Genomic DNA, 15,225 nt, shown 5'->3' on the forward strand with positions numbered 1-15,225 from the left:
CAGCCATTGATAACCGGTCAAAATCCATGCCAGTAAAATCAGGCTCTTGAAAACAGAGCCTGATTTTGCTTGCATTATGACGGCACTCCGGCATAGTCTGAAACCTTCGCTGGCCGGATCCATTTGCCAACCGGCTCGCCTGTATACAGCCGCTATCCAGATTGAATACGAGCTTCCTCTTACATTTACATTTGAGTGAAGCACCACGGAGAATTGAAGGCATTGCCACGGCACATACAGGATGCCAGCTATTGATAACCGGCCAAAATTTATGCCAGCAAAACCAGGCTCTTGAAAACAGCAAGCTGTCTTGTGTTATTTTTATTCCTGTCCCAAAATCTGTGCCAGCAACAACAGGCTCTTGAAAACAGAGCCTGATGCTGTTGGCATTATGACGGCACTCCGGCATAGTCTGGGACCTTCGCTGGCCGGATCCATTTGCCAACCGGCTCACCTGTGATACCGCCGCCATCCAGATCAAATACGAGCTGTCCTCTTACAAAAGTTTTCGTAACCCGGCAATCAATTTTTCTGCCGATATACGGGCTGTGCTTATGGCGGTAATAGAGGTCTTCCGCACTTACCGTGTATGGCCGGTCGGGATCGAGAAAGAGAAGATCCGCATCTTTTGCGAGCGCAATTTCCCCTTTCGATTTTAAGCCAAAACGTTCGGCAGGGTTGGTTGCAATCATGCGCGTAAATTGCGTAATGGGAATATTGCGCTTTTTGACAGCCTCATCGAACATCAAATCGACATTATTCTGGCACCCGGTTATGCCGCCCCATACCTCAAAAATATTACCGGTTTCGCTGTCCTTCATTACAGGCGGGCAAGGGGAATGGTCGGATGTCAGCATATCGATTTTTCCTTGTTTCAATCCTTCCCAAAGTTTTTCCTGCTCCGCTTCGCTGCGTAAAGGCGGGGAACATTTTGCAAGCGGGCCGATTTCCACAAATTGGGCTGTTGTGATTGTAAAATAATGTGGGCACGACTCAAGGGTGACATCCTGTCCTTCGTTCCGCGCTTTCGTAATTTCTTCCACTCCTTCCGCACTGCTGACATGGACAAAATGCAGTTTGCACCCGGTTTGTTTCGCAAAATACAGCGCCCGCTTGATGGCATCCACTTCAGTAAATATCGGCCGTGTTGCAACATAATCAGCCGGGCTTGTTTTCCCTTGTTTAATCATCTCCTCTGCTAACCCATCGGTAATGGCGGCATTCTCTACATGAATCAATAAAATATGGCCAAGCTCGGCTAATTTTTTCATCCCCGCATAAAGCGTGTAATCATCTACATTTTTAAAGTCTCCCGGCAAATCGGTTCCGCAGCTGGCCATAAAACACTTATAAGCGACCACGCCGCAATCGGAAAGTTCTTTTAAGTGATCGAGATTACCGGGCACTAATCCGCCGTAAAAGGCGTAGTCCACATAGTTTTTTCCGGCGGCAGCGGCAAGCTTTTTTTCTAAAGCATCTTTTGTTGTCGTGGCAGGCAGCGCATTTAAAGGCATATCTACATACGTTGTCGTTCCCCCGGCGGCAAGCGCCTTTGTTCCGGTTTCAAACCCTTCCCATTCCGTCCGCCCCGGTTCACACATATGCACATGGATGTCGACCATTCCCGGCATCACATATTGGCCTGAAGCATCATAAACTTGTTCTGCCGTTTCCTCGATTTTATCCGCAATTCCAGCAATTTTTCCATTTTGGATGGCAAGATCAGCGATTTTAACGCTGTTTCTAAAAACAACTTTTCCATTTTTTATGAGCGTATCATATTTCATTGTGAATCCCCTCCCTGTGATTTGGTTCGAGAACGACGTTGTTTTGAAAAATTGTATCCTTTTTAAATTTTGAAAATGGAAATGCGTATTTTGACAGAATGATATAGGCTAAACCAGCCGCAACAAAGCCGATGATCCATGCCAGTTCCACTTTTGCAAGTGCGGCAGCCGCGCCAATTACTAATGAAATGACAGCCGCAGGGTTATAGCCGGAATAAGGCCCGGCTTCCGCGTACAAGTCGGCGATATTTACCTTTTGTTTTCGGAAGATGTAGTACTCAATCAATAGAATGGCTACAATCGGACCTAAAAACGCCGAGTAAGCCAGAATGAAAATGTCGAGCCCCTTTGCTGAAGAATCCCGGACAAGCACCCATGGAAAAGATGCAAAAGCAAGCAGCCCTGTAATGGTGACAGCATACTTAAATTTTAATTTCGTAAGCAATGTAATGACGTAAGTTGGCGGAATAATATTGGCAACCATATTCACTGAAACGGTCCCGATCACGATAAACGCAGACACGAAAAATGTAATATAAGGATTATCGACCACCACCGAAAAGGCCTTTACAGGATTTGTAATACCGGTAGCAGAAGCAAGCATGGCCCCCATCGTTAAAGCAAACCCGTATGCGATAAAGATCGGAATAAAATACAATAACCTTCTTTTTGTATGGCTGATCCCGGCTTTCAATTCTCTTGAATAATCCGCTGCACTTAAAAAGATGGCGGCATAATTGCCCATAAACGTCATGATAAAAGCAAAGAATGGCAGCCCCCACGTTCCTTTTGCATGCACCCATTTGTTTGCAATCGTGGCGCTATGGGATGTGAGAAGAATGCTGAACACATAGAAAAGTGCAGCTAAAATCACGACTGAAGTCAGGGCCTCCACCCACTTAATCGCATGAAAGCCATAGAGGGAGAGCGCAATTTGAAACAGTTGGAGCACGATAAAGCAAATAGCTGCATTGTCAAAAGCTCCGCCCGTTGCAATTTTGGCCATTTCATTTAAAGCCGTGCCGCCAATCCAGCTTTGGTATCCGTACCAAACAATGGCAGGTATCCCGCGGCAAAGCGATGTGAATATCGAACCTTTTACGCCGAAGGACATTCTCAGCTGGACAACGTACGGAATGCCTGTTTTGTAGCCTAATCTGTCGTTCAATGAAAAGATGGTTGAAATAATACTGATGGCGATCAATGCCGCAGCAACAGTTTGGTAAATGTTTAATATCGCCATCCCGGCCACCATCAGGCTTGCGCCAAGCGTAATGTTTCCAATATTGACGCCGTCCCCAATCCACATAAAAATATAATTCAAAGGGCCAACTGTTCTGTCTGCATCTGTTTTCGGGATCAGGGAGGGATCCATACGGGCCTGCTTCTGTAGTTGCGAAAAACCACTTTCCAATTGAGTAGCCATTGCTTCAGCTCCTTTTCAATAAATTTACGGTAGTGAATTTGGGATGTTTCTTTTGATGTCATTTAATATCACATATAATGTCATCTGTATTTTTAATATAGCAAAGGATAAACGATTTTTCATTAGTGATTTTGCACAATTCTTGATCTATTTATTATTCAAAATAGATAAAGTAGAACCAATGTTGGTGTTTTCCTTGTTTTTTATGTAAGGTAACTTAACATGAATAGGAGGGAGACCTGAAAGATTTTTTCTTGGGGAAAACAAAAGCTTGGGTTTGAGGAGACATCCTTTATCCAAATAATCGCTGCTGTAGGAAATGTAAAAACAGCAGATTCTGCACATGATTCAACCAGGATTTTTTAGCAAAAATGGTCACGGCCGGATTTGTATGGATGTTTTGCACCGAAAACTCGCCTCAGCAATTTCCCCATTCAGTGCTACCAATTTTGCTATAATAGAAATGCTAGGTGAGAGCCCAAAAATATTAGTGATCATTTCTGGTGAGCGAGGACAAATATTGTAAGCGGTTAAGTATAAAATAGGTTTTATATATTGTTGTGTTTACATCAAATCCATTTAGGAAAAGGAGCGTTGCGCATGTCCTATATCGTTGATTTCAAAAATGTGTCTGATGTTGGTCTGGAGTCTTCACCTGTTGCGAAGGCACTAGCTGGTTTGCGTGCGAATGAGGCACGTTATTTTATGAATAAATACAAACACGTATTTACTGTTTTGCCAGCTGCAGAAAGCGGAGAGACCCTAGAATATGTGAATAGGATTTTGAAAGAAGAACGCGGCATTGAATTTGCAGCCAAGCCATTGGAAACTTCGCGTTTTCAAGTGGAAAATATCCAATTTGCTTACGTCTTTTACGAGGATGGCCTCGTTGTCAATGTAATGTATTCCATAGATGATCCGAAGAAGCGGGCGGTTGGTTTTAAACTTTCTGAGGGGATGGAAGTACCAAAGGAATTAGAAGGGAAATTTAAATTTGCCAGACAAAAGTCAAAACTGGCCGGCACCATACGGGGATCATTTTTTGTCATAAAAGGCGAGTATTAAATAAAAAAGGTTAAAAGCAATAATCTGGACGAGCTTGCTGGACGAGTCAGAACAGGCCAAAAGCTGATTCGTCCGGCAAACTCTAGTTACTTTTCGTTACGAATAAGTAATCAAAATTGAACAATTAATAGCAGCGCAGTCCCTTTCTAGATCTTTGATTTAGTGGGGGATAGCCGCTATAATTGTTCAAAAAGAAAAATGCAAATCCTGCTGGAAATAAATAACCAATTGGTTTGGGGAATTTTAGAGATGAGATAAGTGTAAATGGTCCGGACCTCCATGGCTGCCATTTTAAAAGGAAACACACTAAAGCGGATGAATGGATCCGTATGAACGGATTTACTGCTAAAAATGCTGTGGGACGCTTCAAATCACTTAAAATGAAAAATTTAAAAATGGAAGAAAGCTCTTCTTGTAGCCGCGAAAAGAGCTTTCTTTTAATGTAGAAAGCCGAGTTGCTGATGGTGCCTACTCATGCGAATGTTTAAAATGAAAACAACGGTGTTAAGAAAAAGCCCCTATTATATAAAATAAACTTAAGTTTTTCATCAAGCATGAGCAACAATTTGCATGAGGCCTACTTTATTCAGCAGGCAACGGAGCCGCGATATTTTGTTCATTTATATAGGAGCTTTTTTAAGATGTTTTTTTCCGGAATGCATTTATGATAAATGAAATTCCTGCAGCGATGAAAAAAGATCCAACGAACAAGACAAGAAAATTAATAAATTTAGCTGGCCTCATTAATTGTAATCCAAATATGGCTAAGACAATCACATAAGTAATGACAAACGTTTTAGATAAAATAAAGCTTTTCAAGCCGTACACCTCCATTCATCATTCATGCTATGCCCAGATCAAGCTTTGAGCAATTTTATTATAGCATCCTTTCGAAATCGCCTCCATAAAATCCAAGGAAAATTAATTTTTTTCCGAACTGTTAACTGTTTTCTCTTTTCTATGTGGTTATCTTCCCGATCATAGGTTACAATCTTGATCAGACACGGCTGCAATAAAATCTTTTCTGCCTGTGGTCAGAAAAAAGGTATTGAAAAGAGAAAAAATTCATTCTATAATATGCGCATAGTGTTGTTTAGCCAACCGTTGTGATTTTCCGGGCATGGGGACCCCTTTTATATCCAAAATTCTGGCTACTGGTTTCTTCAGTTTTATGGTTGGAGGATGGTTCTCTGTCGGAATGTAATGTGAATAGGTGAATCATTTGTCAAACCCTTCACTGAATCCGCTTACAAAAATGACTTCGAACAGGGGTATGGCATGGCAGATGGCGAAAAATCGATATGGGTGGCAGTGGGGAGGCGCCCGTTTCGCAGAGAAGAATGAAAGTCATCCAGTACATTTTTCAGGATGAATGCCATGCCAGGGCGAACATGGCACCGTCAAAAGAACGGAAGCCCATACCCGCCAGCAGCAAGGCAGTCGGAATATTGCCATTGAGCTGCTTTTGGCCGGGAAATGGGGGGAAGGATGCACACTGTTTTTACGCGCAAAAAAGACGACAGCGTGTAACTTAATCAAGGGGATGGGAGGATGAATGCATTTGCAAACAAAAACGTTACAGGAAACAGATGAAAAATATTTATGGCATGCCATGAGGGGAGCCGCAAGTCCCGGGCAGCCCAATTTGATTATCACAAAAGCGGAAGGTGCTTGGGTAACGGACATTGAGGGTAACCGCTATTTGGACGGGATGGCCGGGTTATGGTGTGTGAATACCGGTTACGGCCGGAAAGAATTGGCGGAAGCGGCATACAAGCAGCTTCTTGAGATGCCGTACTATCCGTTATCCCAAAGCCACGTGCCTGCCATTCAGCTGGCCGAAAAATTAAACGAATGGCTTGGCGGGGATTACGTCATTTTCTTCTCTAACAGCGGTTCGGAAGCCAATGAGACGGCTTTTAAAATTGCCCGCCAATACCACCGGCAAAGAGGGGACCTGGACCGGTACAAGTTTATTTCCCGTTATCGCGCGTATCACGGCAATACGATGGGGGCGCTTGCGGCAACAGGCCAGGCACAAAGAAAGTATAAGTATGAACCGCTTGGACAGGGATTTCTTCATGTTGCACCTCCTGACACGTACCGGCATCCGGATGACGTGGAAACGCTTGAAAGTGCCAAGGAAATCGACCGTGTAATGACGTGGGAGCTAAGTGAAACGATTGCCGGTGTTATTATGGAACCGATCATTACTGGCGGAGGGATTTTACTGCCGCCTGATGGTTATATGGCGAAGGTGAAAGAGATTTGCGAAAAGCACGGTGCCCTTCTGATTTGTGATGAAGTGATCTGCGGATTCGGACGGACCGGAAAGGCATTTGGTTTTATGCACTACGGCGTGAAGCCGGACATCATTACAATGGCAAAAGGGATTACGAGCGGTTATCTCCCGCTATCAGCGACTGCTGTCAAAAGGGAAATTTACGAGGCGTATGCGGGCAGTGAAGATTATGACCGTTTCCGCCACGTCAACACATTCGGAGGAAATCCTGCAGCCTGTGCACTGGCTTTAAAGAATTTGGAATTAATGGAAAATGAAGCGTTGTTTGAACGTTCCCGCATACTGGGTGAACGGCTGCTAGAAGCGCTAATAAGCCTGAAGGATCATCCAAATGTAGGGGATGTCCGCGGAAAAGGATTGCTGATTGGCATTGAGCTGGTGGAAAATAAACAAACAAAGGAACCGGCTGCAGTCGAAAAACTGAATAAAGTGATAAGCACCTGCAAAGAAAAAGGCCTGTTAATTGGCAAGAACGGTGATACTGTTGCTGGATTTAACAATGTATTGCAGCTTTCCCCGCCGTTAAGCATAACCGATGATGACTTTCGCACGATCGTGCAAGTTTTAAAAGAAAGCATCTCCCAATTGTAAAAACGTTTCTTGTTAGAAAATGCGCTTCAAAGGAGAGAGAGGGTTTGGAGAATCAGCAACTGAAGAAGGACTTGAAAATTCGCCATATTACGATGATTTCGATCGGAGGAGTCATTGGCGCCGGCTTGTTCATGGGAAGCGGCGCCGTCATCCATTCGGCCGGCCCGGGTGCAGTCATTTCGTATGCTTTGGCAGGTTTACTTGTCATTTTTGTTATGAGAATGCTGGGGGAAATGGCATCGGTGAACCCGACAAGCGGTTCGTTTTCCACCTATGCGCGTGAAGCCATTGGCCCTTGGGCAGGATACACGATTGGCTGGCTGTACTGGTTCTTTTGGGTCATTGTCATTGCGATTGAAGCAACTGCGGGGGCAGCGAATATTCAATACTGGTTCCCGGAAATGCCATCGTGGCTTTTAAGTTTAATATTAACCGTTTTATTAACGCTCACAAATGTATATTCCGTTAAATCGTACGGTGAATTCGAATATTGGTTTTCAATCATTAAAGTGGCCACCATTGTTTTATTCCTGCTGCTCGGCCTCTCCGTTATTTTCGGCATCGTTCCGGGCGTCCAATCCCCAGGACTTTCCAACTTAACAGGGAATGGCGGTTTTATGCCGAATGGCTTTGGTAGCGTCTTATTGGGCATTACGGTTGTCATCTTTTCTTTTATGGGGACCGAAATTGTGGCAGTGGCGGCGGGGGAATCCTCCGAACCGGAAAGGGCAGTCAGAACAGCTACTAACAGTGTCATTTGGCGAATTCTGATCTTTTATGTCGGTTCGATTGCGATTGTAGCCACCTTGCTTCCGTGGAACTCGGCGAATATTTTAAAGAGCCCGTTCGTCGCCGTTCTTGAACATGTTGGCATTCCGGCAGCGGCTCAGATTATGAATTTCATTGTGCTGACCGCCGTACTTTCCTGTTTGAATTCTGGTTTATATACAAATTCACGGATGCTGTACGGGATGGCAAAAGCCGGCGATGCCCCGAAAATTTTTCTGAAGTTAAATAAAAACGGGGTACCGGTTTATGCCGTTTTGTGCGGCACGGTTTTCGCTTATGTCGGGGTTATTTTTAATTATATTTCCCCCGATAAAGTATTCTTGTTTTTAGTAAACAGTTCAGGCGGGATCGCTTTATTGGTTTACCTTGTCATTGCCTTTTCCCATTTGCGCATGCGTCGGACGGTGGAAAAAACGAACCCGGATGCCTTGAAGGTGAAAATGTGGCTGTATCCGTATTTAACTTATGTCACCATTTTGGGCATTGTTGCGGTTTTAGTCGCGATGATCTTTATCGACTCATTGCGTCCGCAAGTACTGCTGACTTTGCTTATTGCCGTTCTCGTGGTCGGCTCGTATTTCCTTTTGCATCCTAAAAAAACAAATGTGCTGCCACTGGATAGTGAGGATTCAAGTATAAAATCTTAAGCACAGCAAAAAGCACCGCCTCTTTTAAAAAGGCGGTGCCCATTTTCCAGCTGTTAATCTGCAGCCGGTTTTGTTTGCATGGTTTTCTTTCTGTTTTCCTTTTTGGCGCCTGGTTTAAATGTATCTGCCCGTTTCACAAAAAGGGACATGATCAATACGACAATATTAATCGCGAGCGCGACGTAGAAGGAATATTGGATGCCGGCCAGCAACGCTTTTTGTCCTAAAGCGGCTTTATCAGCTGCTGTAAAATGAAGCGGATTGATCCCGGACATCAGGTCTTCCGCTTTCGATTTTGTGACAGCATTCATGATCGTGACAAAAACGGCTGTTCCGATTGACCCGGAAACTTGCTGTGCTGTATTATTAACCGCCGTTCCGTGCGGGTTCAGCCGGGAAGGCAATTGATTCAAGCCGTTCGTCATAATCGGCATCATCACCATCGACATCCCGAACATCCGGAGCGTGTAAACAAGAATAATATACGTGTAGCTCGAGTCAATTTGTAAATTCGCCAGCATATAGGTGGAAACAGCTGTGATGGAAAGCCCCGTGACAGCCAGCACGCGGGGACCGAACTGATCAAACAGCTTTCCGGTGATCGGCGACATAATCCCCATGACAATTGCGCCCGGCAGCATCATTAAGCCGGAGTCAAGCGGAGAGATGCCCCGTACGTTTTGCACATAGGCAGGTGTTAAAATCATGCCGGAAAACATGGCTGCCGCATTTACAATGGCAATGACAGAGGCAAGGGCAAACATCGGATATTTATACACGCGCAAATCCAATAATGGTTCATCCATCATAAACTGCCGAATAACGAAGGCGATTAAAGCCACACTGCCGGCAATCAGTGCCGTTAAAACCACCGGATCTGTCCAGCCGTCCGAACTTGCAGAACTGAATCCGTAAAGCAAACCACCAAACCCGATGGAAGATAAGACGACCGAGAGATAATCAAGCGTTGCTTTTTTATTTTGCTCCATGACGTTTTCCGCTTTCCAGATCCCCAAAACAAGACTGATAACGGCTAATGGCAAAATCATTTCAAACAGAAAGCGCCAGTCAAAGTATTCGACAATGTAGCCGGATAACGTCGGGCCGATTGCCGGGGCTGTAATCATGACAAGGCCAAAGACCCCCATGGCTGTTCCGCGTTTTTCAATCGGAAAACTAACCAGCATAATATTCATGAGCAATGGCCCCATGACAGAAGATCCTGCAGCCTGGATCATCCTTCCTGTCAGCAGCAGCCCGAAGTTCGGGGCAAATGCTGCCAGCGCAGTCCCTAACGTGAAGATCAACATGGCCGTAATAAACAACTGCCGGTTTGTAAAGCGGGTCAGCAGAAAAGCAGATGCAGGAACCAGCACGCCGCTGACTAGCATATAACCAGTTGCGAGCCACTGAATGGTGGAATAATCTTTGATGTGTAAATCTGCCATGATGGAAGGCAGTGCTACATTGAGCAGCGAGTTATTGAGAAATGAAACGAAAGCGCCGATAAAAAGAACCCCGATCATGAGATAGGGCGGCTTTTTATGTTGTATTGCTGGATTCATATTATCTTTTTCCCCTTTTGTAAGTTGTTTTTATTTCCCGCTTGAAATTGCCGGAGAAGGTTCCCTGTACAATCCTTTTTTAAGCAGTTCCATTTGGGCAAGATAATGATCGAGTGCTTCTTCGGCCGTTAATTCCCCGGCAAATGCTTGCACAAGATTATGAAAGGTGACGGCTTCCAAAATCGTGATCATATCCTGCAGTTCCCGTTCGTCATTGATGTTCAGTTTTTTTGTGTTAACGGACCGGAGCAAAGCCAAATCCTGCTTTTTCAGATCCTCTTCAAAAAAATTTTCTGCCAAAGTATTTTCGGTTTTATAATTCATATTGGAAAAAGCATTTTTGAAAAAATTGGCATTTTCCTGGTTTCGGATGTCTTGAATGGCAAATTGAAAGACCTCGGTAAAAGCCGCAAATAAATCCCCGCCCTTTTTTTGGAGAGTGGAAATAAACTGTTCTTTGCTTTTTCGTGAGAGCAAACGCAGCAAATAATAAAACAAATCCTCCTTATCTTCAAAGTATTGGTAAAAGCTGCCTCTTGGAATGCAAGCCTCCTTTACAATGTTGGCGACAGAGGATTCGTGCAGCGGCGCTCTTGAAAATTCCTTTTTTGCAGCTTGAATCAAAGTATCCTGTTTTTCTTTCGGCAACCGGAAAAAAGTTGGCTTCGGCATGGCAGCATATTCTCCTATCTTGAAAAATTGCGGCACGGGATCTGTCCTGAAAATGACACCGTGTCATAAAAGAAACAATATGAAGATTATATATGACACCGTGTTAGGATGTCAATGAAAAGATGACACGGTGTCACTGGAAAAATTTCTTAATAAAGTGCACCGGTCTCTTCGCCACAGCTTACCGGGAAAAAATAAGGACAACCGTACCAAAAGACTGGGATAGTTTTAAATAAGGTCTCACCGGTCGCGAATCGGCGGGGAAATCCGTCGCAGTTCCAATCATGGAAACACAGGCTGGTGCCCGTCCCGGTTTTTACTATATAAAATGAACGGAAAATGGCTATTCTGTTGCCTACAAAAATAATCGTCCTAAAGTATAACGAAATATTGCCTGCTGTAAGCTATCATACAATGAATGGTTTGGCGCTCATCAGAATTTTTCCTTCATTTTATATAGCAGATATTTTATTGACAATGATCCTGTTTTCGCCTAATATACATCGTATACGATATATCGGATACGATGTATATTAGGCGATTCAATGATAAATATGCAGGGGAGGGGAGTATATGAGTGAAAGAGCCGAATTTATTCGGGATTCAATTGATTTTTTGCAGCGTTATATCATCAAAAGTTTGCAAAGAGAAGCGGAGGAGTTTGGTTTAACTGTTCCCCAGGTCAGGGTGCTGGCGGAGGTGTTAACGGGCAAAAGGGTTAGTATCAAATTGCTGTCCCGGAACTTGAAAATGACGCAGAGCACCGTTTCGGATATCGTGGAGCGGCTGACGTTAAAAGGGCTGCTTGTGAAAACCCCGAGCGCATCGGATAAACGGTCGGTGGAGATCTCCCCGTCATCAGAGCTGGAAGGCGAACTGAGTGAAAACATATCAAGAATCATCAACCAGTCATTTGTAGATGCATTGAACCTGTTGCAGCCGGATGAACAGGACATCGTGGAACAAGGCATCAAACTGCTCGTAAATGCTGTGAAGAAAAAAATCGAGCGGGATGGCCTTCATAAATATGAATCTTTTGATGTGTTCTTTTTTCGTGACGAAAATGAAAGCTTCAAATCTAGGAAAAAGGAGAACGACAAGTGAGAAAAATTCTGAAAGGCCGTTGGATCATTTTTTCCGTATGGCTCATTGCCACGATTGTGCTGACAGCGATCCAGCCGGATGTTAATGCCATCCTGCGGGAACGGGGGCAGCAGGGAACCTCGAGCAAAAGCCCTTCCGTTGTAGCAGACAAAATGTTAAAAAAGATCGATGCCGGCAAAGGCACGAACAATTTGATTGTTTTTTACGATAAAAATAAAATTTCAAAGGCCGAAATGGAAAAAATCGGTGATTGTTTAGACAAAATTAGAGAAAGCAAATCCGAACTCGGCATTTCCAATGTGATTGACCCGATCCATACGCCGGAAGCGAAAAGTTCCCTTTTATCAAAAGACGGCACCACGCTTATGGTCAGCTTCAAGCTGGATAAAAAAGGGAAAGAAATCGATGACATCCAAAAACAGTTTGATGCCAGGCTGAAACATTCGCCTGTCGATTATTATTTGAGCGGGGAAGATTTTATTAACAATGACTATTTGAAGGCCTCCCAAGCCGGTGTGGAGCGGAGCGCAGCATTAACGGTCATTTTTATTCTCGTTGTGCTGGTGATTGTGTTCCGCTCCGTTGTGACCCCGCTCGTCTCGTTGGCGGCTGTCGCTTTTTCCTATTTGTGTTCAATGGGGATTGCCGCCCAGCTTATCGACAAAGCCGGATTTCCGGTGACAAGCTTGACGCAGATGCTGCTTGTGCTGATTTTATTTGGAATTGGAACCGATTATAATATCCTGCTTTTTAACCGGTTCAGGGAAGAGTTGTCCCACGGGAACCCGATTGATGAAGCGATTGTCCGCACATACCGGACGGCGGGAAAAACGATCGCCTATAGTATTGTGACCGTTTTTATCGCATTTCTGGCGCTTATATTTTCCGAATCGCCGATATATCGGTCAGGTGTCGTTGTGGTGATCGGGGTAACGATCCTTTTGCTTGAAATTTTAACCCTAACTCCTTTCATCATGAAAGTCCTTGGTACAAAGCTGTTCTGGCCGTCGAAAAATGCAAGCGGGCATAAGCCGAACCGGTACTGGGGAAAAGCTTCTTTCATCGCCGTAAAACATCCGATTATTACAGTCACACTCATTCTTTTGATCATTGCCCCAGCATTGATCTTTCACCAGGAGAAGCTGAATTTTGATACGGTTGGAGAACTTGGCAATAAATATCCTTCTTCCAAAGCGATCAACCTTGTTGCTGAACATTTCGGGAAAGGGCAGTCCATGCCTGCGGAGGTTGTGATTGAGAACGGAAAAGCAATGGATAACAACGCATCCATGGCTGTCATTGACAATATTACACAAAGGCTGAAAAAAATAGACGGTGTCGGGAAAGTTTCTTCGGTTACGCGGCCTGAAGGAAAGAAAATGGAGGACTTTTACATCGACAAGCAGATGATTACGGTAACGGACGGCTTGTCGCAAACGCAGGACGGGGTTGACCAAATCAATGCTGGATTAAAGACAGCCCAGGAGAAACTCGGATCCGCCGATTTTTCGAAAGTGAACGACATGGTAGATGGAACCGCCAAACTTGAAAATGGAATGGCCGCTCTCACCACCGGGCTCGAAAAAATTCAAAACGGCATTGGCAATGGGTCCGGCCAGCCGGAAACACTGGCAAACGGCATCGCTACCATTGAAAAAAATCTTTCCCAAATGAGCAGCGGGGTCAGCACATTGTCAGCAAATTACGGGAAAATGCAGGCCGGCTATGCTGAAATGGGCAAAAATTATCAGCAGGCTGCACAAGCACTGCTCGGTGTAAAAAGTGCGATTGCGCAAATGCAGACGCTCGTGACGGCGCTCGGGCAAAGTACGCCAAGTGTGCAGAGCGACCGGAACTATTTGGCGCTGAAGCAAATGACAAACCAGCTCTCATCATCCCTCAAGCAAATCACGCCGGAAGGGATCAACACGCTGAACAGCAATTACGACAAGACGACATCCGGGTTCAAGACAGCGAACGACAATCTATCCAAGATGGCTGGCGGGCTTTCGCAAATGGCAGACGGGCTCAAGAAAACCGAAAGCGGGATTGGCCAGGCGTCTGATGGCATCGGCAAAATAGTAACCAATATGAACGATGTGACAAAGGGGCTGGGCCAGATGAAATCGGGCCAGCAGCAACTCGCTTCCGGCCTTAGCGGTTTTAAACAGTTCGGCGATAAGTTGTCGGATGTTAACCGCGGATTAAAGCAAATTTCAGACGGCCTTGGCAAAACAAATGACTATCTGGCACAGCTGAAAACGGAAAAAACATTCCATATTCCGAAAGAAGCGCTCGCCGACAAAGATTTTAAAAAAGCAATGGACACGTATATGTCGGATGACAGAAAAGTGACGAAACTGACTGTCGTGTTGAGCAACGATCCTTATTCAAATCAATCATTGGATACCATTGATAAGATCAATAAAACGGTTGTCACCGGGCTGAAAGGAACTGTGCTTTCAAAAGCCGACAGCGGGACAGCCGGAACGAGTGCAACGACCAACGACATGAACCATATTCTGTCAAGGGACCTTGCCAAATCAACCGTGATCGTGACCATCAGCGTGCTGCTTGTGCTTCTGTTGGTTATACGGTCTTTCTGGCCGCCGGTTTTCATTACGGCATCCCTTGTCGGTGCCTATTATACAGCCATGTTTGTCATCAACTCTATTTTTCTTGGCATGCTGGGCTATGAAGGCATTTCTTCGTTTGTGCCGTTCTTTTCCTTTATCATCATCGTCTCGCTTGGTGTAGATTACAGCATTTTCCTGATGATGCGCTATAAGGAATACCCGCAGCTTGACCCGAGGGAAGCGATTATACTCGCTTCGAGACATACAGGCGGTGTCATTATTTCCGCGGTCGTTATTTTAGGCGGCACATTTGCCACGCTGATGCCTTCAGGAATGCTGCTGCTGGCTGAATTGGCGATCGCCGTCATTACCGGCCTTGTCGTGCTTTGCTTCATCCTATTGCCATTCTTTCTGCCAGGCATGATCGCCTTGCCGGAAGCCTTGGAAAAAATATTTTCGGACAAAAAGAAAGAAAACTTGGAGCTGGAGAAAGAATCATCCAAGCGATAATGAAAAAAGCAGCCGCTTATCCAAATTGGGAAAGGGCTGCTTTTTTTGCTGGCACGGTTTTAGATCGAGGCGGAGGAAGCAGGTAACCTTTTAGCTAAAGTACGGTAAAGAGATGGTAAGTGAGCAAACAGGCCAACGTATGTGTAAAATTTTACTCGACGGGGCAAATGAGTGGAAAAAAATGGGAAGAC

The 15,225-nt window shown here is 44.8% G+C and carries 9 protein-coding genes; 5 read left to right on the forward strand and 4 right to left on the reverse strand.

Features of this window, described 5'->3' with window-relative positions; all coding sequences use genetic code 11:
• Positions 1-389 precede the first annotated feature (389 nt).
• Positions 390-1,787, reverse strand: coding sequence for an allantoinase AllB (gene allB, locus P9687_RS03020; RefSeq protein WP_104851268.1), 1,398 nt, complete (start codon positions 1,785-1,787; stop codon positions 390-392).
• Positions 1,777-3,213, reverse strand: coding sequence for an NCS1 family transporter (locus tag P9687_RS03025; protein ID WP_071451751.1), 1,437 nt, complete (start codon positions 3,211-3,213; stop codon positions 1,777-1,779). Before P9687_RS03025 ends, allB begins: the two co-directional genes overlap by 11 nt.
• Positions 3,214-3,813: 600 nt before the next feature.
• On the opposite strand from P9687_RS03025, the gene P9687_RS03030 reads away from it, so the two are divergent.
• The 3 genes from P9687_RS03030 (at position 3,814) to gabP (ending at position 8,607) form a co-directional block, all read left to right on the forward strand.
• On the forward strand, positions 3,814-4,278 hold the full coding sequence (locus tag P9687_RS03030) for a hypothetical protein (protein ID WP_026684858.1): 465 nt from the start codon (positions 3,814-3,816) through the stop codon (positions 4,276-4,278).
• Positions 4,279-5,833: 1,555 nt separating this feature from the next.
• Entirely contained in the window at positions 5,834-7,171 is a 1,338-nt protein-coding gene (locus tag P9687_RS03035; protein ID WP_017551599.1) for an aspartate aminotransferase family protein, read from the forward strand.
• Positions 7,172-7,215: 44 nt separating this feature from the next.
• Positions 7,216-8,607 carry a GABA permease gene (gabP, locus tag P9687_RS03040; RefSeq protein WP_026684375.1) on the forward strand — a complete coding sequence of 464 codons (1,392 nt, stop codon included), beginning with the start codon at positions 7,216-7,218 and terminating at the stop codon, positions 8,605-8,607.
• A 53-nt stretch (positions 8,608-8,660) separates the two neighbouring features.
• On the opposite strand, the gene P9687_RS03045 is transcribed toward gabP, so the two are convergent.
• Together P9687_RS03045 and P9687_RS03050 are read right to left on the reverse strand one after the other, a co-directional pair.
• Entirely contained in the window at positions 8,661-10,172 is a 1,512-nt protein-coding gene (locus tag P9687_RS03045; RefSeq protein WP_035190796.1) for a DHA2 family efflux MFS transporter permease subunit, read from the reverse strand.
• A gap of 30 nt (positions 10,173-10,202) precedes the next feature.
• Positions 10,203-10,844 (reverse strand): TetR/AcrR family transcriptional regulator, encoded by a 642-nt coding sequence (locus P9687_RS03050; protein WP_104851270.1) that lies wholly within the window; start codon positions 10,842-10,844, stop codon positions 10,203-10,205.
• Positions 10,845-11,417: 573 nt separating this feature from the next.
• Between P9687_RS03050 and P9687_RS03055 the strand changes: the two genes are divergently transcribed.
• A complete protein-coding gene (locus tag P9687_RS03055; protein ID WP_035190801.1) occupies positions 11,418-11,948 on the forward strand; it encodes a MarR family winged helix-turn-helix transcriptional regulator in 531 nt (176 codons plus the stop codon).
• Positions 11,945-15,034 (forward strand): MMPL family transporter, encoded by a 3,090-nt coding sequence (locus tag P9687_RS03060; protein ID WP_328228634.1) that lies wholly within the window; start codon positions 11,945-11,947, stop codon positions 15,032-15,034. The genes P9687_RS03055 and P9687_RS03060 overlap by 4 nt, the downstream gene beginning before the upstream one ends.
• Positions 15,035-15,225: the final 191 nt, after the last annotated feature.

Source organism: Weizmannia sp. CD-2023 (assembly GCF_036225245.1).
Classification (GTDB): domain Bacteria; phylum Bacillota; class Bacilli; order Bacillales; family Bacillaceae_C; genus Weizmannia; species Weizmannia faecalis.